Annotated in this window: 19 protein-coding genes; 11 read left to right on the forward strand and 8 right to left on the reverse strand. The window is 71.5% G+C overall.

The genetic code is table 11. The annotated features are described in order from the left end of the window. Nucleotides 1-41 precede the first annotated feature (41 nt). Both Ae150APs1_RS18555 and Ae150APs1_RS18560 read left to right on the forward strand, forming a co-directional pair. A complete protein-coding gene (locus Ae150APs1_RS18555; protein ID WP_075299252.1) occupies nt 42-1,352 on the forward strand; it encodes a citrate synthase in 1,311 nt (436 codons plus the stop codon). Between the two features lie 101 nt (nt 1,353-1,453). Further along, nucleotides 1,454-2,848, forward strand: a complete 1,395-nt coding sequence (locus Ae150APs1_RS18560) for a deoxyribodipyrimidine photo-lyase (protein WP_075299254.1) — start codon at nt 1,454-1,456, stop codon at nt 2,846-2,848. Between the two features lie 58 nt (nt 2,849-2,906). Here Ae150APs1_RS18560 and Ae150APs1_RS18565 read toward each other — a convergent pair whose 3' ends face one another. The 3 genes from Ae150APs1_RS18565 to Ae150APs1_RS18575 all read right to left on the reverse strand — a co-directional run bounded on the left by Ae150APs1_RS18565 (nt 2,907) and on the right by Ae150APs1_RS18575 (nt 6,367). Further along, nucleotides 2,907-4,145 (reverse strand): DDE-type integrase/transposase/recombinase, encoded by a 1,239-nt coding sequence (locus Ae150APs1_RS18565; RefSeq protein ID WP_249266236.1) that lies wholly within the window; start codon nt 4,143-4,145, stop codon nt 2,907-2,909. 132 nt (nt 4,146-4,277) lie between these two features. Continuing rightward, entirely contained in the window at nt 4,278-5,456 is a 1,179-nt protein-coding gene (locus tag Ae150APs1_RS18570; protein WP_075299256.1) for an ABC transporter permease, read from the reverse strand. Beyond that, the gene (locus Ae150APs1_RS18575; RefSeq protein WP_010242506.1) at nt 5,453-6,367 is read right to left on the reverse strand and encodes an ATP-binding cassette domain-containing protein; all 915 of its coding nucleotides are present in this window, start codon (nt 6,365-6,367) and stop codon (nt 5,453-5,455) included. The genes Ae150APs1_RS18570 and Ae150APs1_RS18575 overlap by 4 nt, the downstream gene beginning before the upstream one ends. Nucleotides 6,368-6,547: 180 nt before the next feature. Between Ae150APs1_RS18575 and Ae150APs1_RS18580 the strand changes: the two genes are divergently transcribed. Beyond that, nucleotides 6,548-7,921 carry an MFS transporter gene (locus Ae150APs1_RS18580; RefSeq protein ID WP_075299258.1) on the forward strand — a complete coding sequence of 458 codons (1,374 nt, stop codon included), beginning with the start codon at nt 6,548-6,550 and terminating at the stop codon, nt 7,919-7,921. 35 nt (nt 7,922-7,956) lie between these two features. Here Ae150APs1_RS18580 and Ae150APs1_RS18585 read toward each other — a convergent pair whose 3' ends face one another. Both Ae150APs1_RS18585 and Ae150APs1_RS18590 read right to left on the reverse strand, forming a co-directional pair. Continuing rightward, nucleotides 7,957-9,060: a gamma-glutamylcyclotransferase family protein gene (locus Ae150APs1_RS18585; RefSeq protein ID WP_075299260.1), complete on the reverse strand. Its 1,104-nt coding sequence runs from the start codon at nt 9,058-9,060 to the stop codon at nt 7,957-7,959. A gap of 144 nt (nt 9,061-9,204) precedes the next feature. After that, nucleotides 9,205-11,040: a helix-turn-helix domain-containing protein gene (locus tag Ae150APs1_RS18590; RefSeq protein ID WP_075299262.1), complete on the reverse strand. Its 1,836-nt coding sequence runs from the start codon at nt 11,038-11,040 to the stop codon at nt 9,205-9,207. A gap of 536 nt (nt 11,041-11,576) precedes the next feature. Here Ae150APs1_RS18590 and Ae150APs1_RS18595 point away from each other — a divergent pair. The 8 genes from Ae150APs1_RS18595 (at nt 11,577) to Ae150APs1_RS18630 (ending at nt 21,549) form a co-directional block, all read left to right on the forward strand. After that, on the forward strand, nt 11,577-13,214 hold the full coding sequence (locus Ae150APs1_RS18595) for a methane monooxygenase (protein ID WP_075299264.1): 1,638 nt from the start codon (nt 11,577-11,579) through the stop codon (nt 13,212-13,214). A 219-nt stretch (nt 13,215-13,433) separates the two neighbouring features. Further along, on the forward strand, nt 13,434-14,492 hold the full coding sequence (locus Ae150APs1_RS18600; RefSeq protein ID WP_075302280.1) for an FAD-binding oxidoreductase: 1,059 nt from the start codon (nt 13,434-13,436) through the stop codon (nt 14,490-14,492). Further along, nucleotides 14,492-15,676, forward strand: coding sequence for a toluene hydroxylase (locus Ae150APs1_RS18605; protein ID WP_075299266.1), 1,185 nt, complete (start codon nt 14,492-14,494; stop codon nt 15,674-15,676). The genes Ae150APs1_RS18600 and Ae150APs1_RS18605 overlap by 1 nt, the downstream gene beginning before the upstream one ends. After that, nucleotides 15,673-16,035, forward strand: a complete 363-nt coding sequence (mimD, locus tag Ae150APs1_RS18610; RefSeq protein WP_010242492.1) for a propane 2-monooxygenase effector subunit MimD — start codon at nt 15,673-15,675, stop codon at nt 16,033-16,035. The genes Ae150APs1_RS18605 and mimD overlap by 4 nt, the downstream gene beginning before the upstream one ends. 164 nt (nt 16,036-16,199) lie before the next feature. After that, nucleotides 16,200-17,888 (forward strand): chaperonin GroEL, encoded by a 1,689-nt coding sequence (gene groL, locus Ae150APs1_RS18615; protein WP_010242490.1) that lies wholly within the window; start codon nt 16,200-16,202, stop codon nt 17,886-17,888. Between the two features lie 100 nt (nt 17,889-17,988). Then, nucleotides 17,989-19,137 carry an amidohydrolase family protein gene (locus Ae150APs1_RS18620; RefSeq protein ID WP_075299268.1) on the forward strand — a complete coding sequence of 383 codons (1,149 nt, stop codon included), beginning with the start codon at nt 17,989-17,991 and terminating at the stop codon, nt 19,135-19,137. Between the two features lie 116 nt (nt 19,138-19,253). After that, nucleotides 19,254-20,264 carry an iron-siderophore ABC transporter substrate-binding protein gene (locus Ae150APs1_RS18625; protein ID WP_075302281.1) on the forward strand — a complete coding sequence of 337 codons (1,011 nt, stop codon included), beginning with the start codon at nt 19,254-19,256 and terminating at the stop codon, nt 20,262-20,264. 22 nt (nt 20,265-20,286) lie between these two features. Further along, complete coding sequence (locus Ae150APs1_RS18630) at nt 20,287-21,549, forward strand: MFS transporter (protein WP_075299270.1); 1,263 nt, start codon at nt 20,287-20,289, stop codon at nt 21,547-21,549. Between the two features lie 460 nt (nt 21,550-22,009). Here the strand turns inward: Ae150APs1_RS18630 and Ae150APs1_RS18635 are convergent, their stop codons facing one another. The 3 genes from Ae150APs1_RS18635 to Ae150APs1_RS18645 all read right to left on the reverse strand — a co-directional run bounded on the left by Ae150APs1_RS18635 (nt 22,010) and on the right by Ae150APs1_RS18645 (nt 24,504). Continuing rightward, on the reverse strand, nt 22,010-22,636 hold the full coding sequence (locus Ae150APs1_RS18635; RefSeq protein WP_075299272.1) for an MBL fold metallo-hydrolase: 627 nt from the start codon (nt 22,634-22,636) through the stop codon (nt 22,010-22,012). Continuing rightward, nucleotides 22,636-23,724 carry an S-(hydroxymethyl)mycothiol dehydrogenase gene (locus Ae150APs1_RS18640; RefSeq protein WP_075299274.1) on the reverse strand — a complete coding sequence of 363 codons (1,089 nt, stop codon included), beginning with the start codon at nt 23,722-23,724 and terminating at the stop codon, nt 22,636-22,638. The genes Ae150APs1_RS18635 and Ae150APs1_RS18640 overlap by 1 nt, the downstream gene beginning before the upstream one ends. Before the next feature lie 228 nt (nt 23,725-23,952). Continuing rightward, a complete protein-coding gene (locus Ae150APs1_RS18645; protein ID WP_075299276.1) occupies nt 23,953-24,504 on the reverse strand; it encodes a hypothetical protein in 552 nt (183 codons plus the stop codon). Nucleotides 24,505-24,611: the final 107 nt, after the last annotated feature.

The following is a 24,611-nucleotide window of genomic DNA, read 5'->3' on the forward strand; positions in this document are numbered from 1 at the left end:
CCGAGACCCGATTGATCCCCGCTGTGAGAGGGAACCTCCACATGTCCGACGAGACCGCCGCCAAAGCCGACACCGCCGTCCTGAAGCATTCGGGTGGCGAGTTCGAGATGGCGGTGCACACCCCGACGGAGGGGTCGCAGGCCGTCGACGTCAGCAAGTTGCTCGGCAAGACCGGCCTGGTCACCTTCGACCCCGGCTTCACCAGCACGGCCGCCTGTTCGTCCGCGATCACCTACATCGACGGCGACGCAGGCATTCTCCGCTACCGCGGTTATCCGATCGACCAGCTGGCCGGGAACTCCACGTTCCTCGAGGTCAGCTACCTGCTCATCTACGGCGAGCTGCCCACCCAGCAGCAGCTCGACGGCTTCACCAACCGGATCAGCCGGCACACGCTGCTGCACGAGGACCTGAAGCGGTTCTTCGAGGGCTTCCCGCGTGACGCGCACCCGATGCCGGTGCTGTCGTCCGCGGTCAGCGCGCTGTCGACCTTCTACCAGGACAGCCTGGACCCGCACGACGAGGAGGCCGTCGAGCTCTCCACCGTCCGGCTCATGGCGAAGGTCTTCACGATCGCCGCCTACGCCTACAAGAAGTCGGTGGGCCAGCCGTTCCTCTACCCGGACAACTCGCTGGGCCTGGTCGAGAACTTCCTGCGGATGACCTTCGGGTTCCCGGCGGAGCCGTACGAGGTCGACCCCGACGTCGCGCGCGCCCTGGACACCCTGCTGATCCTGCACGCCGACCACGAGCAGAACTGCTCGACGTCGACGGTGCGCCTCGTCGGGTCCAGCCAGGCCAACCTGTTCGCCTCGATCTCCGCAGGCGTGAACGCGCTGTTCGGCCCGCTGCACGGCGGAGCCAACCAGGCCGTGCTGGAGATGCTGACCCGCATCAAGGACGTCGAGGGCGGCAACGTCGACGACTTCGTGAACCGGGTGAAGAACAAGGAGCAGGGCGCGAAGCTGATGGGCTTCGGGCACCGGGTCTACAAGAACTACGACCCCCGCGCGAAGATCGTCAAGGAGCAGGCCGAGACGATCCTGAAGAAGCTCGGCGTCAACGACCCGCTGCTCGACATCGCGATGACGCTCGAGGAGAAGGCGCTGGCCGACGACTACTTCGTCGAGCGCAAGCTCTACCCGAACGTCGACTTCTACACCGGTGTCATCTACCGGGCGATGGGCTTCCCGGTGAAGATGTTCACCGCGCTGTTCGCGCTCGGCCGGCTCCCGGGCTGGATCGCGCACTGGCGCGAGATGATGAACGACCCGCAGAACAAGATCGGCCGCCCGCGCCAGCTGTACACCGGCTCGGCGGAGCGGCTCTACGTGCCGGTGGGGCAGCGCTGAACCCCGCCTGACCGCGCCTGCGACGGCCCCGCCGGAGAACCCGGCGGGGCCGTCGTCGTTCGCCGGGCGGGCGCGGGGCCCCGCGGCTAGCGTCGTGCCCCATGGCCTCCAGCACTGCCGTCGTGTGGTTCCGCCGCGATCTCCGGGTCGCCGACCAGCCGACCTTCCTGGCCGCCGCGGACGCCGCCGACCGGGCACTCGCGCTGTTCGTGCTGGACCCGGCGCTCCTCGACCCGTCGGGCGCGGCCCGCCGGAACTTCCTGTACGGCTGCCTGCGGGAGCTCGACTCCGCGCTCGGCGGACGGCTGCTGGTGGTGAAGGGCGACCCGGCCGACGTCGTCCCGCGGGTGGCGACGGCCGTCGGTGCGGACACCGTGCACGTCGCCGCCGACTACGGCCCGTACGGCCGGGAGCGCGACGAGCAGGTCGAGAAGGCCCTCACCGACGCCGGCGCCGAGCTCGTCCGCACCGGGTCCCCCTACGCCGTCGCGCCGGGCCGGGTGACCAAGGGCGACGGCGACCCGTTCAAGGTGTTCACCCCGTTCAGCCGGGCCTGGGCCGAGCACGGCTGGCGAGCCCCCGCCGAGACGTCCGCGTCGACCTGCACCTGGATGGACCCGTCCGGCAAGGACGGCGGGCCACGCGCGGTGCAGGTCCCCGCCGACGAGCCCTGCGACTCCGCGCTGCCCGACGCGGGGGAGACCGCGGCGGCGGCGCGGTGGGCGGACTTCCTCGACGAGGGCGTCGCGGAGTACGAGTCGCAGCGCGACATGCCGGCGAAGAAGGGCACGTCGGGGATGTCGCCGTACCTCAAGTACGGCTGCGTGCACCCGCGCACGCTGCTCGCCGACCTCGGGTCGCGCCGGGGCGACTCGGTCAAGGCCTACCGCACCGAGATCGCCTGGCGGGAGTTCTACGCCGACGTGCTGTACCGGCGTCCGGACTCCGCGCGGCGCAACTACGACACCGGCTTCGACCACCTCCCGCTGCGCACCGACGAGGCGGCCTACGACGACCTCGAACGCTGGAAGGACGGGCGCACCGGCTTCCCGATCGTCGACGCCGGGATGCGCCAGCTCCGTGCCGAGGCGTGGATGCACAACCGGGTGCGGATGGTCGTCGCGTCGTTCCTGGTCAAGGACCTGCACCTGCCGTGGTGGTGGGGCGCGCGGCACTTCATGCAGCTCCTGGTCGACGGCGACCTCGCCTCCAACCAGCACGGCTGGCAGTGGACGGCCGGGTCGGGCACCGACGCGGCGCCGTATTTCCGGATCTTCAACCCGATCACCCAGGGGGAGCGGTTCGATCCCGACGGCGACTACGTGCGCCGGTGGGTCCCGGAGCTCGCCGACGTGCCGGGCAAGGCCGTGCACCAGCCCTGGAAGCTGAAGGACGGCCTCCCGGACGGCTATCCCGAGCGGATGGTCGAGCACAAGGCGGAGCGCGAGGAGGCACTGGCCCGCTACGAAGCAGTGAAGGCGGCGAAGCGCTCGTGAGTGGTCGAGTCGGTCAGGACCGCGTGTCGTGTCTCAGCACATCTAAGACAGATCTGTCTCAGCACATCGTGGACGGTTTGCTGGTGGTCCGCTGGTAGCGGACGCTGCGATCGAGGGTAAGGCTGGCGGCGACCGCGTCGTCGATGAGGATGGTGACGCGGTCGCCTTGCCAGAACACCTCCGCGGTGGTGCCGGCGTGGCGGCGGCCCAGACCGATCGAGGTTCCGGAGAAGCTGATGACTCCGGTCTCGGAGACGGTGCGGGTGAGGTGTCCGGCGATGCGGGGTGCGGGTCCAGCCGGTCGGGCGGGTTCGCGGGTGTGGAAACGCTGGTGCGGGGTGTCGCCGTCGAGGCTTTGGTGGCGGCGGTGGTTGTAGCCCTGCCGGTAGGTCTCGAGCAGGTTCTGGAGTTCGGTCAGGGTGGCCGGGGTGGGTCGGGCGGCGAGCCAGCGTTGCAGGGTCTGGTGGGCGCGTTCGTTCTTCCCGCAGGTCTGTGGGTGTCCGATCGAGGACACGATGGTGGTGATGCCCAGCGCGGCCAGGCGGCGTTCGAGGTCGACCAGGGGCCACTGGCGGCGCCGGCCGGAGAAGGCGGTGCCGTTGTCGGAGAGCACGCAGGCCGGGTGGCCGTAGCGGGCGAAGCCGGCGCTGAGCGCGGCCCAGGCGGCCTCGCCGTTCTCGCTGCTCGCGGCGTGGCAGGCGATGTCGAGCCGGGAGTGGTCGTCGATGACCTGCACCACCGTGGCGCGCCGGCCATCGGCCAGTACGGTCCGGGCGCCGTCGATCTGCCAGACCGCGTTCGGGGCCGGGTGGACGAACCGGTGCGTGCTGCGGCGGGGTCGTTTACGTGGTTGCGGGGTGATCTGGCCGCGGTCGGCCAGCAGCCGGTGGATCGTGGCCCGCGACGGGACCTCGGCCTGCTCGAGTGCCGGGCCGCTGCCGCCGCTACTGCCAGGGCCGCTGCCGGGGCTGCTGCCGGGGCGGGCCGCGTCGAGCAGCCGCCAGCGGATGGTCTGGGCTCCGTGGTCCCAGCCCTGGTCGGCGAGTTCTTTGCGGGCCCGCACCACCGCCTCGGCCACGTGTTCGGCCACCGCGCTGGGACGGGTGTGCGGAGCACGTGAACGCGGTGCCAGACCGGTGCTGCCCTGGTCTCGGAAACGGGACAGCTTGCGATAGAACACCGACCGGGACACGCCGAGTTCTCGGCACACCCGAGCGATGTTGATCTCTTGCCCGGCGGCGGCCCGGGCGACCGCCGCGACGCGGTCGGGATCCATCTCGAACCCTGTTCCACCCACCTGGACCAGGCTGGCCGATCACCAGGATCGACCAACCCGGCCAGCGGGCTACTCAGTGTCCTCGATGTGCCGAGACATCAACTGTGTCGGATGTCCTGAGAACAGGCACGCGGTCCGGACCGCGACAACCACTCACGAGCGCGACAGCGCCTCCCGCCAGCTCACCCGGGAACCGGTCCGCAGGATCGAGTTGCGGTAGACGCGGGCGGCGAGCCGCACCATCCCGGCCAGTGCGGCGAGGGCCAGGGCCAGCGCGACCAGCACCTCCCGCCACGCCGCGACGCCGAGCGCGACCCGGGCGGGCATCAGGGTCTGGGAGAAGAACGGCACGAACGACAGCACCGTCGTCAGCGGGTTGCGCGGGTCGGTCGGCAGGATCGCGACGGCCAGCAGGAACGGCACGAGCAGCGGGACCGCGAGCGGTGCGGTGACCGACTGCAGCTCCTCCTGGCGGGACACCAGCGCGCCGGCGGCCGCGTAGAGCGTCGCGAACAGGAAGAACCCGACCAGGTACCAGACGACGACCGACGCGAGCGTCCCGAGCAGCAGCGCCGGTACCGCCAGCACGCCGGTGGCGAGCGCGACCGTCGTCCCGATCGTGCCGAGGATCAGCAGCTGGAGCAGCCCGACCAGGCCGAGCCCGAGGATCTTGCCGGCCAGCAGCTGCCGCGGCCGGATCGTCGACAGCAGCAGCTCCACCACCCGGCTCGACTTCTCCTCGACGACCCCCTGCGAGACGGCGGCGCCGTAGGCGGTCACGGAGAAGAACAGCAGGAACGTCACGGCGAACGCGATCCCCACGCGCTGGCCGCGTTCGGTGTCGGGCGGCACCAGTGTGCGGACCCCGACCCCGGACAGGGCGGTGACCTGCTCAGGATCGACCCCGGCCGTGCGCAGGGCGCCGTTCACGGTCTCCTGCTCGACGACGTCGGTGACGAGCGTGCGCAGCCCCGGCGGGACGTCGTCGAGCCCGACGAGCTGGTACACGCCGGGACCACCGGTGAGGAGCGCGTCCGCCTCGCCGGAGCGGACCATCGACTCGGCGGTCTGCCGGTTGCCGGCCTCGGTGAGGGTCAGTCCGGCGCCCGTCCGGTCCGCGGTGGCCTGCAGGGCCGGGCGCAGCTCCCGCGAGGCCGGGTCCAGCACCAGTGAGGACGTCGACGACTGCGACCCGACGAACGCGAAGACCGCGCCGTACCCGCCGAAGACGACGATCATCAGCAGCAGCCCGATCAGGAACGTCCGGGACCGGACCTGGGTGCTGATCTCCCGCCGGGCGACGAGCGCGACGATCCCCGCGGTGCCGGTCACGACGCCGTCCCGGAACCGGGCGTGGACGGCCGGTCGGCGACGGCGTCGCGGTACAGCTCGGTCAGCGGCGGCCGGTACGGCCCGAAGGCGCGGACCGGACCGGCGGCGAGCGCCTCGGCGAGCAGCTTCTGGTCGTCGGCGCCGGGTTCCAGCTCGACGCGCGTGCGGTCGCCGTCGGTGCCCAGCACCCGGACCCCGGGCAGCGCGTCGGCCCAGCCCGCGGGCGGCCCGGTGACGTCGTAGCGCGGGGCGGTGCCCTCGCGCAGCTGCCCGACCGAGCCGACGGCGGCCATCCGGCCCTCGGAGATGATGCCGACCCGGTCGCAGAGCCGTTCCACCAGTTCCAGCTGGTGTGACGAGAAGATGACCGGGATCCCGGCGGCGGCCTGCTCGCGCAGGACCTCGCTCATCGTGTCGACGGCGGCGGGATCGAGTCCGGAGAACGGCTCGTCGAGCACGAGGGCGTCCGGGGCGTGCACCAGCGCGGCGCAGAGCTGCACCCGCTGCTGGTTGCCGAGCGACAGCTTCTGCACCTCCTCGCCCCGCCGTGCGGCCAGCCCGACCCGCCCGGTCCACAGCTCGACCGCCGCGACGGCGGCCGCACGGGACATGCCGTGCAGCCGGGCCAGGTAGACGAGCTGCTCGGCGACCCGCATCTTCGGGTAGAGCCCGCGCTCCTCGGGCATGTACCCGATCCGGCGGCGGACGGCCGCGTCCATCGGTGAGCCCCGCCACGACACGGTTCCGGCGTCGGGCTCCAGGACGCCGAGGACGATGCGCATCGTCGTCGTCTTGCCGGCGCCGTTGCCGCCGACGAAGCCGAACAGCTCACCCGGCCGGACCTCGAACGTCACGCCGTCCAGGGCCGTCACGGTGCCGAACCGCTTGGCGAGCCCCTCGATCGCCAGCACCCGCAGGACGCTACACGGACCCCGTGCCGCGCACCGCGAAGCGACGCTCGCGTGGGGTGGCAACGGATCATTGCGCTCTGTACGCTCCGTTGACTGCAATAGCGCGGAGATTGTGTCGATCGTGTAACGAAAATGCGTCTCCGGTTGCGGGAGCATTGTGCGAATGGGGGGTGTACCGAAATGACATCGGTCCCGGCCAACCCAGGCCAGCAGGGGGCGGAGGACGAGGTCGAGCCATCGGTCCTGCGCAGGGCGGTCGCCGCGTCGGCGATCGGTAATGCGACGGAATGGTTCGACTACGGCATCTACGCGTACCTGACGGTCGAGCTCACGAACGCGTTCTTCCCGGGCGAACTGGGCTATCTCGGAACGCTGCTCGGCTTCGCGATCTCGTTCATCCTGCGACCGCTCGGCGGCTTCGTGTGGGGCCCGCTGGGCGACCGGATCGGCAGGCAGCGCGTCCTGTCGATGACGATCATCCTGATGGGTATCGCGACGTTCCTGATCGGCGTCATCCCGTTGTACGAGACGATCGGCTGGGCGGCCCCGGCGCTGCTGTTCCTGCTGCGCATCGTCCAGGGCTTCTCCACCGGCGGTGAGTACGGCGGCGCGGCCACCTTCATGGCGGAGTACGCCCCGGACAAGAAGCGCGGCTTCTGGGGCAGCTTCCTGGAGTTCGGCACGCTGGCCGGCTTCACGCTGGCCGTGCTGGTCGTGTTCGGCCTCGAGACCGCCATCGGCGAGCAGGCCATGCTCGACTACGGCTGGCGGATCCCGTTCATGATCGCGCTCCCGCTGGCGATGATCGGTCTCTACATCCGGACCAAGCTCGAGGACACCCCGGTGTTCCGGGAGCTCGAGGGGGCCGGCGAGTCCGAGTCGGCGGCGACCGGGGCGCTGAAGGACCTCATCGTCCGCTACTGGCAGCCGATCCTCGCGCTGTTCGGCCTGGTCATCGCGCTGAACGTCATCAACTACACGCTGCTGACGTACATGCCGACTTACCTGCAGACCACGATCGGGATGGACTCGGCGAGCGCCGACACCCTGGCCGTCGTCGGGCAGGCGATCATGATGTTGCTGATCCCGTTCGCGGGTGCCCTGTCCGACCGGATCGGGCGCAAACCGTGCTGGGGGATATCCCTGGTCGGCATCTTCGTCCTCGCCATCCCGATGTACATGCTGATGGCGCAGGGCCTGGCCTGGGCGATCGTCGGGTTCACCGTGCTCGGCCTGATCTACCTGCTGCAGCTGGGGACGATCTCGGCGACCTTCCCGGTGATGTTCCCGACGCACGTCCGGTTCGCCGGGATGGCCATCTCCTACAACGTCGCGACGGCCGCGTTCGGCGGTACCGCGCCGCTGGTCAACGAGAGCGTGGTCGAGGCGACCGGCGACGTGCTGTTCCCGGCGTACTACATGATGGGCGCCTGCCTGATCGGCATGATCGCCCTGTACTTCGTCATCGAGACGAAGGGCGTGTCGATCAAGGGCCGGGACGTCCCCGGTCTCGCCGAGCAGCAGGCGAAGCTGGCGGAGAAGGGCAGCTCCTGACCCGTCCCGCACGACTCGACGGGCCCGTCGTCGTGTCAGCTCCGCGCGGCCCAGCCGAGCGGCAGCGCGGTGAGCCCGTCGGCGGACGAGATCCACGACCAGGCCCAGCACACGGCGCCGCCCTCGGCCGTGACCCGGACCCGCCGGTACTCCGGGCCCTCGTAGGCGTCGAGCGCCGGCAGCGCCGCGACCGGGTCGGCGAGCTCGACGACGTAGCCCGGGACACCGGGGCCACCGTCCAGGGTGAGCGCCGGGTACCCGTGCCCGGTGTCGGAGACCGAGCCCGACGGCAGGAACCCGGGCTGCGGCAGGACCTCCGGCGCGGCGTGCTCCCGGATCAGCGGCCAGGCGCGCTGCCCGGGCATCAGGGACCCGTAGACGAACACCCGCGCCGGCCAGCCGTCCGGGTGCGGGACGCCGTCGACGGTCGCCGCGTCCAGCCCGTCGTCGCCGGGGGTGCCGGACAGCGTCCGGGCGGCGTCCTGGCCGAGCGACGAGCACCGCACCGGGGCCCCGTCCACCAGCAGCGGACGCCGGTCGGTGCGCTCGTCCCCGGTGGGCGCGACGGGTGCGACGTAGGCGTACGGACGGTCCAGCGTGCCGTCACCGTCGACGAGGACGACGCCGCCGGTCGCGACCCGGGCGAGCCGGTACCGCGGCGGGTCGGCCGACCGCCCCTCGACGACGTCGAGCGCGGTGAACTGCTCCGGAGCCGCCAGCCAGACGGCGTGTTCCTCGACGACACCCGGGACCGCGGCGAGCGTGGCCGGGCACTGGTCGTCGACCACCCGGTACCCGGCCGACCAGACCGCGGCCAGGCCCTCCGTCCGCACCCGCAGGACGACGACCGGCCCGGCCAGCCCGCGCTCGGCGCGCGTCCAGGAGATCTTCGACGGGTTCGCGTTCGAGCCGTAGGCGAGGACCGGTACCCGCCCCGCGCACGGCGGCGCGCCCCGGCCGGCCAGCCACTCGTCGAGGCACCGGTCCTCGACCCGCCACCCCGACGGGCACCCCGGGTCCGCCGTGAGCGGGAACGAACACCCCTGGTCGTGGACGTACGAGGCGTCGGGCCGGGTGCCCGGGTACGGGTCCGCGGGGAACGCGGAGTCCGGCCACGGGGGTGAAGTGTCCGGTTCCATGCGGAGGGACCGTAGATCAACAGAGGTGCCGGTGTCGCGCCGGCGCAGTTCGCACGGGTCCGCGCTCCTCGCACGGGATCGGTTCTGCTGCGAGCGACGGGTTCCCGTGCGAGGTGCAGGACGGAGCCGGGACGGAGCAGGGGGTCACCCGGGTGCGGTTACTCCCTCCGGTACGGCGATCCCGTAGCCCCGGATCTTGCGGTAGATCGTCGCCCGGCTCATCCCGAGCCGCCGGGCCGCCTCGGCCTTGTTCCCGTCGGCGTCGAGCAGCGCGTCGACGATGGCGTCGCACTCGATCGACTCCAGGGGCGTCAGCACCCGGCGGGTCAGCGCCCGCGCCTCCGGCGGGAGGTCCTCGATCCGGATCGTCCCGGTCCGCCGGCGCGCCACGACCTTGCGCAGCACCTGGTAGAGCTGCTCGACGTTGCCCGGCCAACGGTTGCGCATCAGGACCCGCAGCGCCTCCGGTGAGCAGCTCAGGTCGTTGCCGCGGGTCAGCCGGGCCAGCAGGTACGGCACCAGCTCGGCGACGTCCTCGACGTGGTGACGCAGCGGCGGCACCTCGATCGTGCGGGGGAAGGCCCGCAGCAGCGCGGTCAGCTCGGGGCTCTCCGAGACGCCGTCCTCCGCGCCCGGCCCGCGGGTGGCCACCATCCACGGGCGCTCGTGGCAGGTCGACTCCCGTTGCGGCTCCAGGAGGTCGGTCAGCGCCGTCGCCGCGGCCGGCGGCAGCTTGTCGATGTCGCGGAGCACCAGGGTCCCGCTGCGGCCCGCCAGCTCGTCGGACACCTCGGCGAGCCAGCGCGGGGAGCAGTCGGCGGCGTCGAGGACGCGCACGTGCCCGGCGGGGGAGTGCAGGTGGTGGGTGGCCCGGGCGAGCGTCGTCCGGCCGGAGCCTGGCTCGCCCTGCAGCACGACCCACTCGTTGGTGCGGAAGTGCCGGTCCACGGCCTGCGCACACTTGGTCCACAGCGCCCCGGCCCCGACGGCGGTGGGCAGCGCGGTGGTGATGGTCGGTGTCCCCGGCGTCCGTGACGAGGTCTCCCGGTGGGTCAGCGTCACCTGGAGCACCCCGCCGGCCGATCCCGGTTCGGCCCAGCTCGGGCGGCACTGCACCCGGGCGGTCACGCCGCTGGGGAGGTCCACCACCAGCTGCCGGGAGCGTCCGGTGCGCAGGGCGTCGGTGGCGTCGGCGAGCAGCGGCACCTGGTCGCCGGGGGCGATGAGCTCCCGGGCCCGGTCGTTCATCATCACCAGGTCGTCGCCGACGGCGAGCACCGGTGAGTTCCCGGCGCGCTGCACCGCGATGAGGTAGTCGTGCAGCAGGGTCAGCTCGTGCCGTCCGGAGGCGGCGAGCAGCGCCTCCTCGATCCGCCGGGCGGTGGTGGACGCGGTGGCCATCATCAGGGCGTTCGCCTCCCGCCGCCAGCAGGTCAGGTCGACCACACCGAGGATCTTGCCGGTGATCGGGTGCCGGATCGGCGCACCCGCGCAGGCCAGGTCCTCCAGGTGCTCCACGAAGTGCTCGTGCCCGAACACCGCGGTCGGACGGCGCCCCTCGAGGGCCGTCCCGATGCCGTTCGTGCCGACGTGCCGTTCGGCGTAGGAGAAGCCGGGCGCCAGCCACACCCGGTCGAGGTGCTGGCCCAGCGCGGAGTCCCCGGTCCGCCGGTCGAGCACGACGCCGTCGGAGTCGCAGAGGATGAGGCTGACCGGCTCGGTGGTGAACTGGTCGCACAGCTCGGTCACGATCGGCCGGGCCGCCCTGGTCAGGGGGCTGTCCGTCTCGCGGTCGAGCTCCGGCAGGTCGATGGCGTCGTACGGCACGGCCATGTCCCGCGACCGGATCCACGAGGCGAGGATCGGCGGCCGGACGACGTCGGCGCCGACGCCGTCGCTGTGCAGGAAGGCGTCGCGCGCGGCCGCGATGCGCTCCGCCGCGGTCGTCGACGTCGCCGACGCGGCCAGGAGATCGTTCATCGGGTCGTCCGCGGGGCGCCGTGGGCCCGGTGGACCGGCGGTTCCGGTACCGCCCCGCACGCCGTCGGGCAGGGATGTCACGCGTGGCCTCCTCGCCGTGCGTCGAGATCGGGAACCACACCCGTCGTCCGGTGCCTGAGCAGCGGTGACCTGCTCCGGACGATCGTGTGACGGCGACGGTACGCGCCGTGAGAGGAAGATCACCAGACGTGGCGGCGCGGCAGCGTCTCATATTGAGACCTCTGTCGCCGTACGGACCCGGTGTGATTCGCAGCACGGGACGACCGGCGATGAGCCGCGGGATCCACTCGCGAACCTCCGGCCGGCGCTCCCGCGACCGATCTCCACCCGGGGCACCCGCGCTCGCCCCGAGGTCCGGCGGTCGGGCGAGGTGGACCGCGCGGCACGCACTCTCCCCGCTCGGCGGGGACCCGCGGAGGACGTGTGACGGCGGCCCACCGGACGACGCGCGACCAGCACGGACCGAATCCGACCACCACCCACCACTGTGAGGAGACGACGTGAGTCGGCAGAGCTTGGCGAAGGCGCACCAGAAGATCCAGGAGCTCTCCTGGGAGCCGCAGTACCACGAGCCGTACATGAAGTACGGAACCGACTACACCTTCAAGAAGGCGCAGAAGAAGGACCCGCTCAAGCAGGTCCTGCGCTCGTACTTCCCGATGGAGGAGGAGAAGGGCCACCGCGTCTACGGTGCCCAGGACGGCGCCATCCGCGGCAACATGTTCCGGCAGGTGCAGGAGCGCTGGCTGGAGTGGCAGAAGCTCTTCCTGTCGATCATCCCGTTGCCGGAGATCTCGGCGGCGCGCTCGATGCCGATGCTGTTCCACGTGGTTCCGAACCCGGAGCTGCACAACGGCCAGGCGATCCAGATGATCGACGAGGTTCGGCACAGCACGATCCAGCAGAACCTCAAGCGCCTGTACATGAACAACTACATCGACCCGGCGGGCTTCAACAACTCGCTGCGGAACTTCCAGTCGGACTACTGCGGCACCATCGGCCGCCAGTTCGCCGAGGGGTTCATCACCGGTGACGCGATCACCGCGGCGTCGATCTACCTGACCATCGTCGCGGAGACGGCGTTCACGAACACGCTGTTCGTGGCGATGCCGGCAGAAGCTGCGGCGAACGGCGACTACCTGTTGCCGACGGTCTTCCACTCGGTGCAGTCCGACGAGTCCCGGCACATCTCGAACGGCTACGCCACGCTGCTGATGGCGCTGTCGGACGAGGACAACCGCCAGCTGCTCGAGCGGGACCTGCGCTACGCGTGGTGGAACAACCACCGCGTCGTCGACGCCGCGATCGGCACCTTCATCGAGTACGGCACGAAGGACCGCCGCAAGGACCGCGAGTCCTACGCGGAGATGTGGCGCCGCTGGATCTACGACGACTACTACCGCTCGTACCTCCTGCCGCTCGAGAAGTACGGCCTCGTCATCCCGCACGACCTGGTCGAGGAGTCCTGGAACCAGATCTGGAACAAGGGCTACGTCCACGAGGTCGCGCAGTTCTTCGCCACCGGCTGGTGCGCCAACTACTGGCGGATCGACGGCATGACCGACGAGGACTTCGAGTGGTTCGAGTACAAGTACCCGGGCTGGTACGACCGGTACGGCAAGTGGTGGGAGAACTACAACCGCCTCGCCAAGCCGAACGGTCACCACGCGATCGTCGCCGAGGACGTCGACTACGTGTACCCGCACCGCTGCTGGACCTGCATGGTCCCGTGCCTGGCGCGTGAGGACATGGTCGTCGACAAGGTGGACGGCCAGTGGCGCACGTACTGCCACGAGGTCTGCCGCTGGACCGACGCCGAGGCGTTCCGCCCCGTGTACCAGGGTCGCGAGACCCCGAACATGGGCAAGCTCGTCGGCCACCGCGAGTGGGAGACGCTGTACCACGGCTGGAACTGGGCCGACGTCATCCAGGACATGGGCTTCGTCCGCGACGACGGCAAGACGCTCACGGCCCAGCCGCACCTGGACCTGGATCCGAAGAAGATGTGGACCCTGGACCACATGCGGCGGATGCCGCACCTGGCGAGCCCGAACGTGATCCTCAACGAGATGAGCGACTCGGAGCGCGAGGCCTTCGTGGCGGACTACAACCGCCAGGGCCCCGCGGGCCGGCCCGCGCCCACCGACGCCTGAGCGCGGGTCAGGCGAGGGGGGAGGGCTCCCGTCACGCCATGACGGGGCCCTCTTCCCGCGGCCCGGCCGGGAGGTCGTCTTCCCGGCCGGGTCACCCCGCCCGTCCTGCCCGGGCACCGGGGACCCGTGTGTCCCTATCTGTCCGATTCGTCGCTTTTACCACGTCGGTCGTGCGGCGGTCCCGCTCCGCGGGAGCGCCAGAGAGGTGATGTGAAGACCGTGGGTGACAAACACGTCGTGCGGTTCGAACCGGTCGGCATCGAGATCGAGGTCGACGAGGACCAGACCATCCTCCGGGCGGCCGCCGAGCAGGGCGTCCAGCTCATGCACGGCTGCAAGGAGGGGCAGTGCTCCGCCTGCAAGTCGTTCGTCCTCGAGGGCGAGGACATCGAGTACGACAGCTACTCGACGTTCGCGCTCCCCGACTACGAGAAGGAGGAGGGCTCCACCCTGCTCTGCCGGGCGCACGCGTACGAGGACCTGGTGATCGAGCTCCTCAACTACGACGAGGAGATCATCCGGTCCGGCCTGCCGCTCACGAAGGGCACCGTGGAGGTCGTCTCGATCGAGCCGGTCACCCACGACATGCGCCACCTCACGGTGAAGCTGGTGGAGCCCGCCGAGATCAAGTTCTTCCCCGGCCAGTACATGGACTTCGTCGTGCCCGGCACGGAGGAGACCCGCTCGTTCTCGATGGCGAACGTCCCCAACCGGGACGGCCTGCTCGAGTTCGTCGTCAAGATCTACCCGGACGGCCTGTTCTCCGAGTACCTCGACACGCAGCTCCAGGTGGGCGACAGGCTCGAGGTCGAGGCCCCGTTCGGGACGTTCACCCTGCGGCAGAACCGCAACTCCCCGCTGATCTTCGTCGGTGGCGGGGCCGGCATGGCGCCGGTGCTGGGGCTGCTGCGGGCGATGGCGGAGGGCGGGGTCGAGCGGCGCGCCACCTTCTACTACGGCGCGCGGACGGTGCGTGACCTGTGCTTCGAGAAGGAGCTCGCCGCGCTGTCGCCCCAGCTCACCGACTTCCGTTTCGTACCGGCGCTGTCCGAGCCGGAGGACGCCGGCAGTGCGGAGTGGGACGGGGAGACCGGACTCATCACCGACGTGGTCCGGAAACACGAGGCCGATCTGAAGGGAGTCGATGCCTACGTCTGCGGACCGCCGCCGATGGTCGACGCGGCGATCGCGACGCTCACCCAGCTGGGCGTGAGCGAGCAGAACATCTTCTACGACAGGTTCACCACCACCGGTGAGCAGGAAGGCGACGGATCCTGATGACGACACAGCCGGAGAGGCGCAGCGTTCCCAAGCCCGTCTTGACCGACGCGGAGGCCGGGGCGCGGGAGTTCCCGGACTCGAGCTCGAGCGCGCGCCACTACAACTACTACAACCCCGCCAAGCGCAAGCAGACCCTGTACGAGGACACCACCGTCGAGGTCCAGCCGGACCCGCGGCACTACCTCGCCCAGGGCTGGATCTACGGGTTCGCCAACGGTGAGGGCGGCTACCCGCTGCACTGGACCAAGCTGAAGGCCTGGGGCGTCGACGAGCCCGAGCCGCAGCGCGGGATCGGGACCGGCGGCCTGCACGTCAAGAACTGGCCGGCCCACGGCTGGCACGAGTTCCGGGATCCGAACGAGGAATGGGAGCAGTCCCTCTACCGGTACAACGCGAACGTCGTCCGCCAGCTCACCCAGAACATCGAGAACGCCCGCAACGCGAAGGCGTTCGAGCTCTGGAACCCGAACTGGGCCCGGTTCGTCGAGCGCAACGTCGGCGCCTGGATGCACATCGAGCACGTACTCGGCCTGTACGTCTTCGCCTCCAACGAGCGGTCCGCGCCGACCAACATGCACAACACGGCGCTGGCCGCCAACTCCACCCGCAAGATCCGGTTCGCCCAGGACCTCGCGCTCTACAACCTGACCCTCTCCGAGGAGATCGACGGTTTCGACGGCTCCGCACACCTCGACGCGTGGGACAACGCACCGGAGTGGCAGGGCGCCCGCAAGCTGACCGAGGCGCTCACCGCGGTGCAGGACGACTGGGGCGAGGCGATCTTCGCGACCAACTGCGTCTTCGAGCCGCTGGTCGGGGAGCTGTTCCGGTCGAACCTGGTGATGCAGTCCGCGGCCACCAACGGCGACTTCGTCACGCCGACCGTCATGGGTGCCGGCGAGTACGACTACGCCCAGCGCGACCTGCGCTGGACGGTCGCCTGCTTCGCACCGCTGAACCAGGACCGCGAGTTCGCCGAGCACAACCGCGGACTCATGAGCGGATGGCTGCGGACGTACGTCCCGCAGGCGCTGGAGGCCGCACGGACGATGCAGCCGATGTGGTCCCAGTCCGACTCGAAGCCGCCGACGTTCGAGGACTCCCTCGACCGGGCGAAGAACCGCTTCGCCGGGATCTGCGCCGATCTCGGTCTCGACGTCCCCGAGGAGCTGAAGCAGTGACCAGCACCGACAGCCCGTTCAAGCAGGACAGCACCGCCTCGAACATGTGCGGCTTCACGCTGATGAACAACCAGATCGGCTCGGTGATCGCGACCGTCCTGGACCGTCAGGACAACGTGACCGTGCAGCACCTGCCCTCGATGATCCGCGTCGACGGCAAGGGCAAGTTCGAGGTCGACTACGCCGAGATGGACGAGGAGGCCGGCCACGAGGACGGCTGGTTCGACGCGGCCGAGTTCGAGGAGAACATGTCGACCCACTACGGGCGCATGGTCCACCTCGACGACAAGACGATCATGTTCGCCAATCCCGAGGACGCCGCCGAGTACATCGACTTCGACCTGAAGCCCGTGTACTGACGCCCGGCCGTTCGTCCACCACGACGCCGTACCGCCCGGGGCTGATGGCGCAGCGACCCGGTGCGGGCCCCACCACACACCCGAGCCGGCTCGGGCGGTGCGGCGCCGCTCACGTTGATCCGCACCCGCGCACTGGACCAACTTTCTCCGGGAGGACTCCCACCATGGCCAAGGAACTCCGCTTCGGTGCCGAGGGCCGGCACCTGCTGCAGGCCGGCGTCGACCAGCTCGCCGAAGCCGTCAAGAGCACGCTCGGTCCCAAGGGACGCAACGTCATCCTGGAGAAGATCACGGGCTCGCCCGAGGTCACGAACGACGGCGTGACCATCGCCCGCGAGATCCACCTGCGCGACCCGTTCGAGAACATGGGCGCCCAGCTGCTCAAGGAAGCGGCGGTGAAGACCAACGACACCGTCGGCGACGGCACGACGACCGCGACCGTCATCGCGCAGGCCATGGTCCGCGAGGGCATGGGCGCGATCGAGCGCGGCGGCAACCCCGTCCTGGTCAAGCGGGGCATCGACCTCGCCGTCGGGGCACTGGTGGAGCGGCTGCAGGCCGTCTCGCACCCGGTGAGCTCCGAGGAGGAGTACGCCCGCGTCGCCGCCATCTCCGCCAACGACGACTGGTCGATCGGCAACGTCGTCGCGCGGGCGCTCCACACCGTCGGCGACGACGGCGTGGTGACTGTCGACGACGCCCCGATCCCGGGCGTCACGGTCTCGTTCGTCGAGGACTTCGAGTTCGACAACGGGTACGTGTCGCCCTACATGGTGACCAACCCCGGCACCCTCGAGGCGATCGTCGACGACCCCTACATCCTCTTCTCCGCGGAGAAGATCAAGGACGTCCAGCAGATCATGCCGGTGCTGGACCGGATCATGCGCAACGAGCGCCGGCCGCTGGTCGTCGTCGCCGAGACCGTCGAGGGCACCGCACTCCAGATGCTGGTGCACAACCACGTCAACGGGCACTTCCAGGCCGTCGCGATCAAGGCGCCCGGGTTCGGGGAGAAGCGCATCCACCTGCTCGAGGACATGGCCTCGCTGTGTGGGGGCAAGGTGCACTCGAAGAGCTCGTCGTTCTCGCTGGAGCAGATCGACATCGAGCACCTCGGCCGCGCCTCGCAGGTGCGGGTGACCAGTGAGAGCACCACCTTCATCGGCGGGAAGGGCGACCGGGGCGCGCTGGAGAACCGGCTGGCCCAGCTCCGTGCCGAGCTCGCCAGGGCCACCATCGGCACCGACGAGGACTTCTTCTCCGACCGGATCGCCCGGCTCTCCGGTAAGGCCGCCATCATCTCGGTGGGCGCTCCGACGAACGCCGAGACCCGCGAGATCCGGCACCGCGTCGACGACTCGCTGCAGGCCACCCGGGCCGCGGTCGCCGAGGGCATCGTCGCGGGCGGCGGCGCGGCGCTGCTGCACGCCGAGCCGGCGCTCGACGCCCTCGACGTCACCGGGGACTACCGGCTCGGCGTCGAGATCGTCCGGCACGCGCTGTCCGAGCCGGTGCACCTCATCGCGTCCAACGCCGGCTACGACGGCGACGACGTCGTCAAGCAGGTCACCGCGATGGCCTCCGACGACGGGTTCGACGCGCTGGAGGGCCGCTTCGGGAACATGGTCGAGCTGGGGATCATCGACCCGCTCCGGGTGGTCCGCTCCGCCCTGCAGAACGGGGCGTCGGTGGCCGGCCTGATCCTCACCACCAACTCGCTGGTGGCCGAGGAGCAGACGCCGTGGAACAAGGCGCTCATGACGGAGTTCGGCCAGCTGGACGAGGGCATCCCGCAGCCCGACCCGGACTCGAGCACACCGCAGTCGATGGGCCTCGGACCGTCGGTGGGCTGACCCCGGCATACGACGACGGCGATCCGGACCCGGGTCGCGGGTCCGGATCGAAGGCCCGGCACGCCCTGCGCGTGCCGGGCCGGTTCGCGAGAGTGGAGGGATGGTCGAGGTGGACCGGTGGTGCGCGGGTACGGACGTCCCGTCCGTGGTGGACGCCCAGGTCCACGGCTGGGACGGCCGCCCCCACAACCAGGCCGGTCCGGCCGGGGAACAGTTCGTCGCCGACCTGCACCACCGGCACCGGATGGTCGACCCCTCGCCGTCGCCGCTCTCGGCCGATGCGTTCGGCCTGGTCACGCCGGACGCGCTGGCCGCACACGTGCTGTCGGCCGTCGACCGCGCCGTCCTGGTCCCGGCCACGCTCGACGACCTGTTCGTGCTCGGCTTCGCGGCACCCGGGTGGCACGCCGAGCTGGCCGAGGAACATCCCGGACGGCTGGTGCTCGCCGGGGAGCTCGACCCGGCCGACCGGACTCGGGCCCGCGGGATCGGTGCCCAGGTGACCCGGGGCGGGATGCGCGCGCTGACCGTCCTGCCCTCGCGCCGTCCGGAGACGGCGGTGTCGCTGCGGGCGTCGTGGCTGCGGCGGACCCTGATCCGCGCCGAGCAGGCGGGCGCCGGGGTGGTGCACGTCGGCGTCGCACCGACGGCGCGGCCGCCGGCCGCGGCACCGGGCTGGGCGTACGCCGGCGTGGTCGACGCCGGGGACGCCACCCCGCGGCCGCGGTGGCCCAGCTGGGCCGAGCCCGTCCGGGCCGGCTCCGCGCTCCCGGTGCGGGCACGCACCGCGGGCCCCCTCCCGGCCGGCGGGATCGAGCTCGCCGAGGTGCGGGAGCTCGCCGCCGCCCTGCCCCGGGTGCGGTTCGTGCTCGGGGCGACGATCGCGCCGACCGCGGCGCTGGTCCGGCTGGCCCGGCTGCCGAACGTGCACGTCCTGCTCACCGAGGTGCTGGTCGGGCTGCGCCGCGACCCGGTCCCCGCCGCGGAGGCGCTGGGGGAGCTGCTGGCCGCCTACGGCCCGGACCGGCTGATGTTCGGCAGCGGCTACCCGCTGGTGCGGCCGGCCCGGCTGATCCGGGACCTCATGACGTTCCGCTACCCGGAGCCGCTGCGGGGCCGCTACCCCGAGCTCGACGACGACGTCCGCGAGGCCGTCCTCGGTGGCACCGCGGCCCGGCTCTACGGCTTGGACCTGCCGCACGCGCCGCGCACCGTGCGGCGCGGGGCGCCGCGCCAGGGCTCCCGCTGATCCACGGTCACCTCGATCGTGTGATCGTCGGCGCAGGAATCATGTCAGGGTCACCTGTATGCAGGTGAGGCAACGCTGGCTAGCATTCCGCCGGAACGATCACGGAGGTGCTGGTCATGGAGTTCTCACGGCGGCAGGTGCTGCTGGGTTCGCTGGCGGCGGCGGGCGGTGTGCTGCTGTCCGGGTGCGGTGGTGGTGAGTCCGGTGGGGGCAGCGGCGGCGCGGCCGACGGCGAGGGCTTCCCGGTGACGATCGAGCACAAGTTCGGCTCGACGACGATCGAGCGCGCCCCGCAGCGGGTCGTGAGCATCGGCTACTCCGACCACGACGCGATCCTGGCGCTCGGAGTGCCGGTCGTCGGCGTCCGCTACTGGTACGGCGACGAGAACACCGCCGTGCAGCCGTGGGCGACGGCCGCGGCGCAGCAGACCGGCTCGCAGCCCCAGATCCTGAACATGCCGACGCTGGAGCCGGAGAAGATCGCCGCGCTGCAGCCGGATCTGATCATCGGCATCTACTCCGACCTGGACCAGCAGAACTACGCCACGATCAGTGCGATCGCACCGACCGTGGGCCCGCCGGCCGGCTTCAACGACTACGGCGTCCCCTGGCAGGACGCGACCCGGTTCACCGGGCGCGCGCTCGGCCGGGAGGCGCAGGCCGACCAGCTGGTCGCCGACCTCGACGCGCGGTTCGCGCAGGTCCGCGACGCGAACCCGCAGTGGGCGGGCAAGCAGGCGGCGGTCGCGACCCGCGGCGCCGACAACTTCAGCATCTTCGCCTCGCAGGACCCGCGGTCGCGGTTCTTCGGCAACCTCGGGTTCGTCACCCCGCCGCGCTTCGACGAGATCGCCGGGACCAACTTCTACGCCGACCTGAGCTTCGAGCAGGCGACCGAGCTGGACCACGACCTGCTCGTCTGGGACCAGCTGTCCTTCACCCCCGGCGGGAGGGCCACGGTCGAGAACGACCAGTTGGTCTCCCGGCTGCCGGTGACCCGCGAGCAGCGCAGCATCTTCCTCGAGGGCGCGGTGGAGAACGTCTTCGGCTGGCAGACCGTGCTGAGCCTGCCCGCCGCGCTCGACGGCATCGTCCCGATGGTGGAACAGGCGCTGCCCAGGACCTGACCGGGGACTGACAGGGTGGGGCGTGCCCCGCTCGTTGTCCTCCCCGCCGTTCCTGCTGCTCCTCGGTGCCACCGCGCTCGGTTTCGGCGGCTACGCGCTGCTGCTGCCGGTGGTGCCGCTGTGGGTGGCGCGCGGCGGGTCGGGCGAGTTCGGCGCCGGGCTGACGACCGGGGTGCTGATGGCGGTCACCGTCGGCACCCAGCTCCTCGTGCCCGCGATGCTGCGGAGGGTCGGGCACCGCCCGGTGCTCGTGGTGGGATCGCTGCTGCTCGGGCTGCCCACGCCGCTGCTCGCACTCACCGCGGACCTCGCGCCGGTGCTGGCGGTCTCGGCCGTGCGCGGTGTCGGGTTCGGGATGGCGACGGTGGCGGGCAGCGCCCTGGTCGCCGAGCTGGTCGAGCCGTCGGCGCACGGGCGGGCGTCGGCCCGGTACGGCTACGCGGTCGGCCTCCCGCAGCTGGCGCTGCTGCCCGCCGGGGTGGCCGTCGTCGACGCGATCGGGTTCACGGGGGTGTTCGTCGCCGCGGGGCTGGCCCCGGTCGGCGGGGCGCTGGTGATCGCGTTCGTGCGCGGTCCGGCCGTCGCGGGACGCGCTCGGACGGGGCCTGGCGCCGGGGGAGACCGTCGGACCGGATCGGGTCCGGGCGGCGCGGGACACGCTCCGGAGGTGCCGGGGCCGGGCGTCGCGGGATACACACGTCGGTCGCCGTTCGCCGGCGCCACCGGCCACCCCCGTGACGGCCGCCGCCGGCTCCCGGCCGCACCGGTCCTGGCGATGCTGGTGTGCTCGACCGCCCAGGGCGGCGTGATCACGTTCGCCCCGCTCGCCGCTCCCGGGTCGGGCCTCGCGGTGCCGGCCGCGCTGTTCGCCACCGCGCTCGGCGCGCTGGTCGGGCGGGGTGTCGCCGGTGCGCGCACCGACCGCAGCGGACGACCGGGGGCGTTGCTGCCGATCGGGACGCTCGTCGCCGCGGCCGGGATGACCGGCGTGCTGGCCGCTCCGGTCGGTGCGGCGTTCCTGATGGTGGGCGCGGCCGCGGTCGGTGCGGGGTTCGGCCTGGTGCAGAACGACGCGATGGTCACCCTCTTCGCCGCCGCGGGCCCGCTGCACTACGGAGCCGCGAGCGCCGCCTGGAACATCGCCTACGACGCCGGGACCGGCCTCGGCGCCTCCGGCCTCGGCGCGATCGCCGAACCCTTCGGCTTCGCCGCCGCCTTCGGCGCCGCAGCCGCGGCCCTGCTGATCGCCACCCCGTTCGTGCGCCACCGCCGCCGGGCCCCCTGACCCACCTCACCCCGCCCAACCAATCAGCCGCACTGGTCGGAGGCCTCCCGCACAGGGCCGATCCCGTGCGGCAGCCCGAAAACCTGCGCGGTTGTTGCAGAACCCGTGCGGTTCCACGGGTTCTCGTCGGCGGGGCGGGCCGGTGGTGGGGGCGCCTTCGGCTCGGCGGCGCGGCTGGGCTCGGCGGTGCGGCGCGGGGCGCGCGCAGAGCGACGCCGCTGCTGCCGCACAGGTTAACGGCCTCCCGCGCAGGATCGGTCTTGTGCGGGGGCCCGCGTACCTGTGCGGCTGCCGTGGAGGCTGTGCGGCATCGGTGCAGCCGGCCTGGGCGGGTGCGGTATCGGTGCGGGCGGGCCGCGCGAGGTGGGTTGCTGTGGGCCGGCTCGGTACGAGCGGGCCGTGGCGCGACGCGGGCCCGGCACCGAGGTCGGTGCCGGGCCCGGGTGTGACGTCGTGCGGGTCAGGACCCGTTGCGGATCCACTCCTCGAGGTGCGGTGCCTCGTCGCCGATCTTCGTCGAGTCACCGTGGCCGGTGCGGACCTGCGTGTCGCCGGGCAGGGTCAGCAGCGTGGTGCGGATCGACTCGATGATCGTGTCGAACGACGAGTACGACCGTCCGGTGGCGCCGGGACCGCCCTGGAAGAGGGTGTCGCCGGTGAACACGATCCTCAGCTCGGGCGCGTAGAGGCAGGACGAACCCGGCGAGTGGCCGGGGGTCTGCAGCACCCGTAGGTCGATGCCGCCGGCCGAGAGGACCTGGCCGTCGGCGAGCGTGTCGTCGGGCTTGCGGTCGGGCCAGGTCATGTCCCAGAGGACCATCTCGGCCGGGTTGAGCAGGATCGGCGCGGAGAACCGGTCGGCGAGCGCGGGAGCCTGGTTGACGTGGTCGTCGTGCGCGTGGGTGCACACGATGGCCTTGACCCGGCGGTCGCCGACCGCTGCGGCGATCGCGACGGCGTCGTGGGCGGCGTCGATGACGAAGACCTCACGGTCGTCGCCGACGATCCAGACGTTGTTGTCGACGTCGAAGCTGCCGCCGTCGAGGTTGAAGGTGCCGGACGTGACGACGTGGTCGACGGGGGCCATCAGAGGATCACCACCGAACGCAGGACCTCACCGTGGTGCATCTTCTCGAAGGCGGACTCGATGTCGTCGAGGCCGATCTTCTCGGTGACGAACTTGTCCAGCGGGAACCGGCCCTGCAGGAACAGGTCGACGTACATCGGGAAGTCACGGCTGGGCAGACAGTCGCCGTACCAGCTGGACTTGAGTGCGCCACCGCGTCCGAAGTAGTCGATCAGCGGGATCTCCGGTGCCTGCAGGTCCGGGGTGGGCACCCCGACCAGGACGACGGTGCCGGCGAGGTCGCGGGCGTAGAACGCCTGCTTGTAGGTCTCCGGGCGCCCCACCGCCTCGACGACGACGTCGGCGCCGAAGCCGCCGGTGGCGGCCTGGATGGCCTCGACCGCGTCCTGCTCCTTGGCGTTGACGGTGTGGGTGGCGCCGAAGTCGGCGGCCCACTGCAGCTTCTTCGGGTCGGTGTCGACGGCGATGATGGTCGTCGCGCCGGCGAGCTTCGCGCCGGCGATGGCGGCGTCACCGACACCGCCGCAGCCGATCACCGCGATGGAGTCGCCGCGGCCGATCTGCCCGGTGTTGACCGCGGCGCCGAGCCCGGCCATGACGCCGCAGCCCAGCAGGCCGGCGACCTCGGGCGGGGCGGTCGGGTCGACCTTGGTGCACTGTCCGGAGTGGACGAGGGTCTTCTCGATGAACGCACCGATCCCGAGCGCGGGGGAGAGCTCGGTGCCGTCGGTGAGGGTCATCTTCTGGCTCGCGTTGTGCGTGTCGAAGCAGAGGTGGGGCTTGCCCTTCTTGCACGCGCGACAGACCCCGCACACCGCACGCCAGTTCAGGACGACGTAGTCCCCGGGCTCGAGGTCGGAGACGCCCTCGCCGACGGACTCGACGATGCCGGCGGCCTCGTGACCGAGCAGGAACGGGAACTCGTCGCTGATCCCGCCGAGCTTGTAGTGCAGGTCGGTGTGGCAGACCCCGCATGCCTGGATCTTCACGACGGCCTCGCCCGGACCGGGATCGGGAACGTTGATCGTCTCGACCGTCACCGGCTCGCCCTTGGCGCGGGCAACGACCCCGCGTACCTGCTGTGCCATTCGTTGTACTCCACTCGTCATCGACGACGTCCGGTAGGACGGATGCTCGGATCGCGACTCTGGCATGCGTCGTGGGTCACTGTCTCGCCGGATCCGGGCGAAACACGTGTTACTCGCGGGTTACCCCCGGCTGCGGGATCACGGCCCGCCCCGGCGGTGACGCAGCGGTGTCGGCGACCGGGGCCCCGGCCCGCCCACGCCGGGTGGGCGGGCCGGTCCCGCGCCGCCTCAGAAGTCGATGTCGCCGCCGTCGAACCCGCCGTCGAACCCGGGGTCCTCGGCCGGGGGCTCGTCGGCCGCGGCCAGGTCCTCACCGCCGGCGTCGCCGGAGTCGTCGAACATCGCGTCGGCGATCGCGGTCCCGATGAACGCACCCGCGACGCCGGCCAGCAGCGAGCCGGCGATCATGCCGCCCATGCCCGGTCCGCGGCCACCGCCGAGCGAGCGCTCCATCGTGCCGGGCTCGCGCATCTCGGCGCGTGTCGCCATCCGGGCCAGCGCCTGTGGCTCGGTCGAGGTGGCCCGCTCGGACTCCGGCACGTTCTCGCCGACGTCGGTGAGGACCTTCTGCCGCTGCTCCGGGGTGAGCTTCGCGAACGCCTCGGCGTGCGCCTGCTCCACCTGCTCCGGCGGGGCGGTCCGGAGCATGTAGCGGTAGCGCTCGATCGCCTGCTGGTCCGGGTCCTGCGGCTGCTGCGGCGTTCCGTCGAACCCGGCGTGCTGCCGGGGCTCGGCCTGGCCGCCGGTGAGGCGCTCCTTGAGCTTGTCGAGCAGACCCATCTGGGGGTGTCCTCCTGGAATCGGGGAGTCACGCCCGGTCCGACCGAACCGGGCACGGAGGACGAACGCACCACCAGGGTCCGGGGTTCCCGCCACCGAAACGCTCC

It is taken from the genome of Pseudonocardia sp. Ae150A_Ps1, from assembly GCF_001932315.1.
Classification (GTDB): Bacteria; Actinomycetota; Actinomycetes; order Mycobacteriales; family Pseudonocardiaceae; genus Pseudonocardia.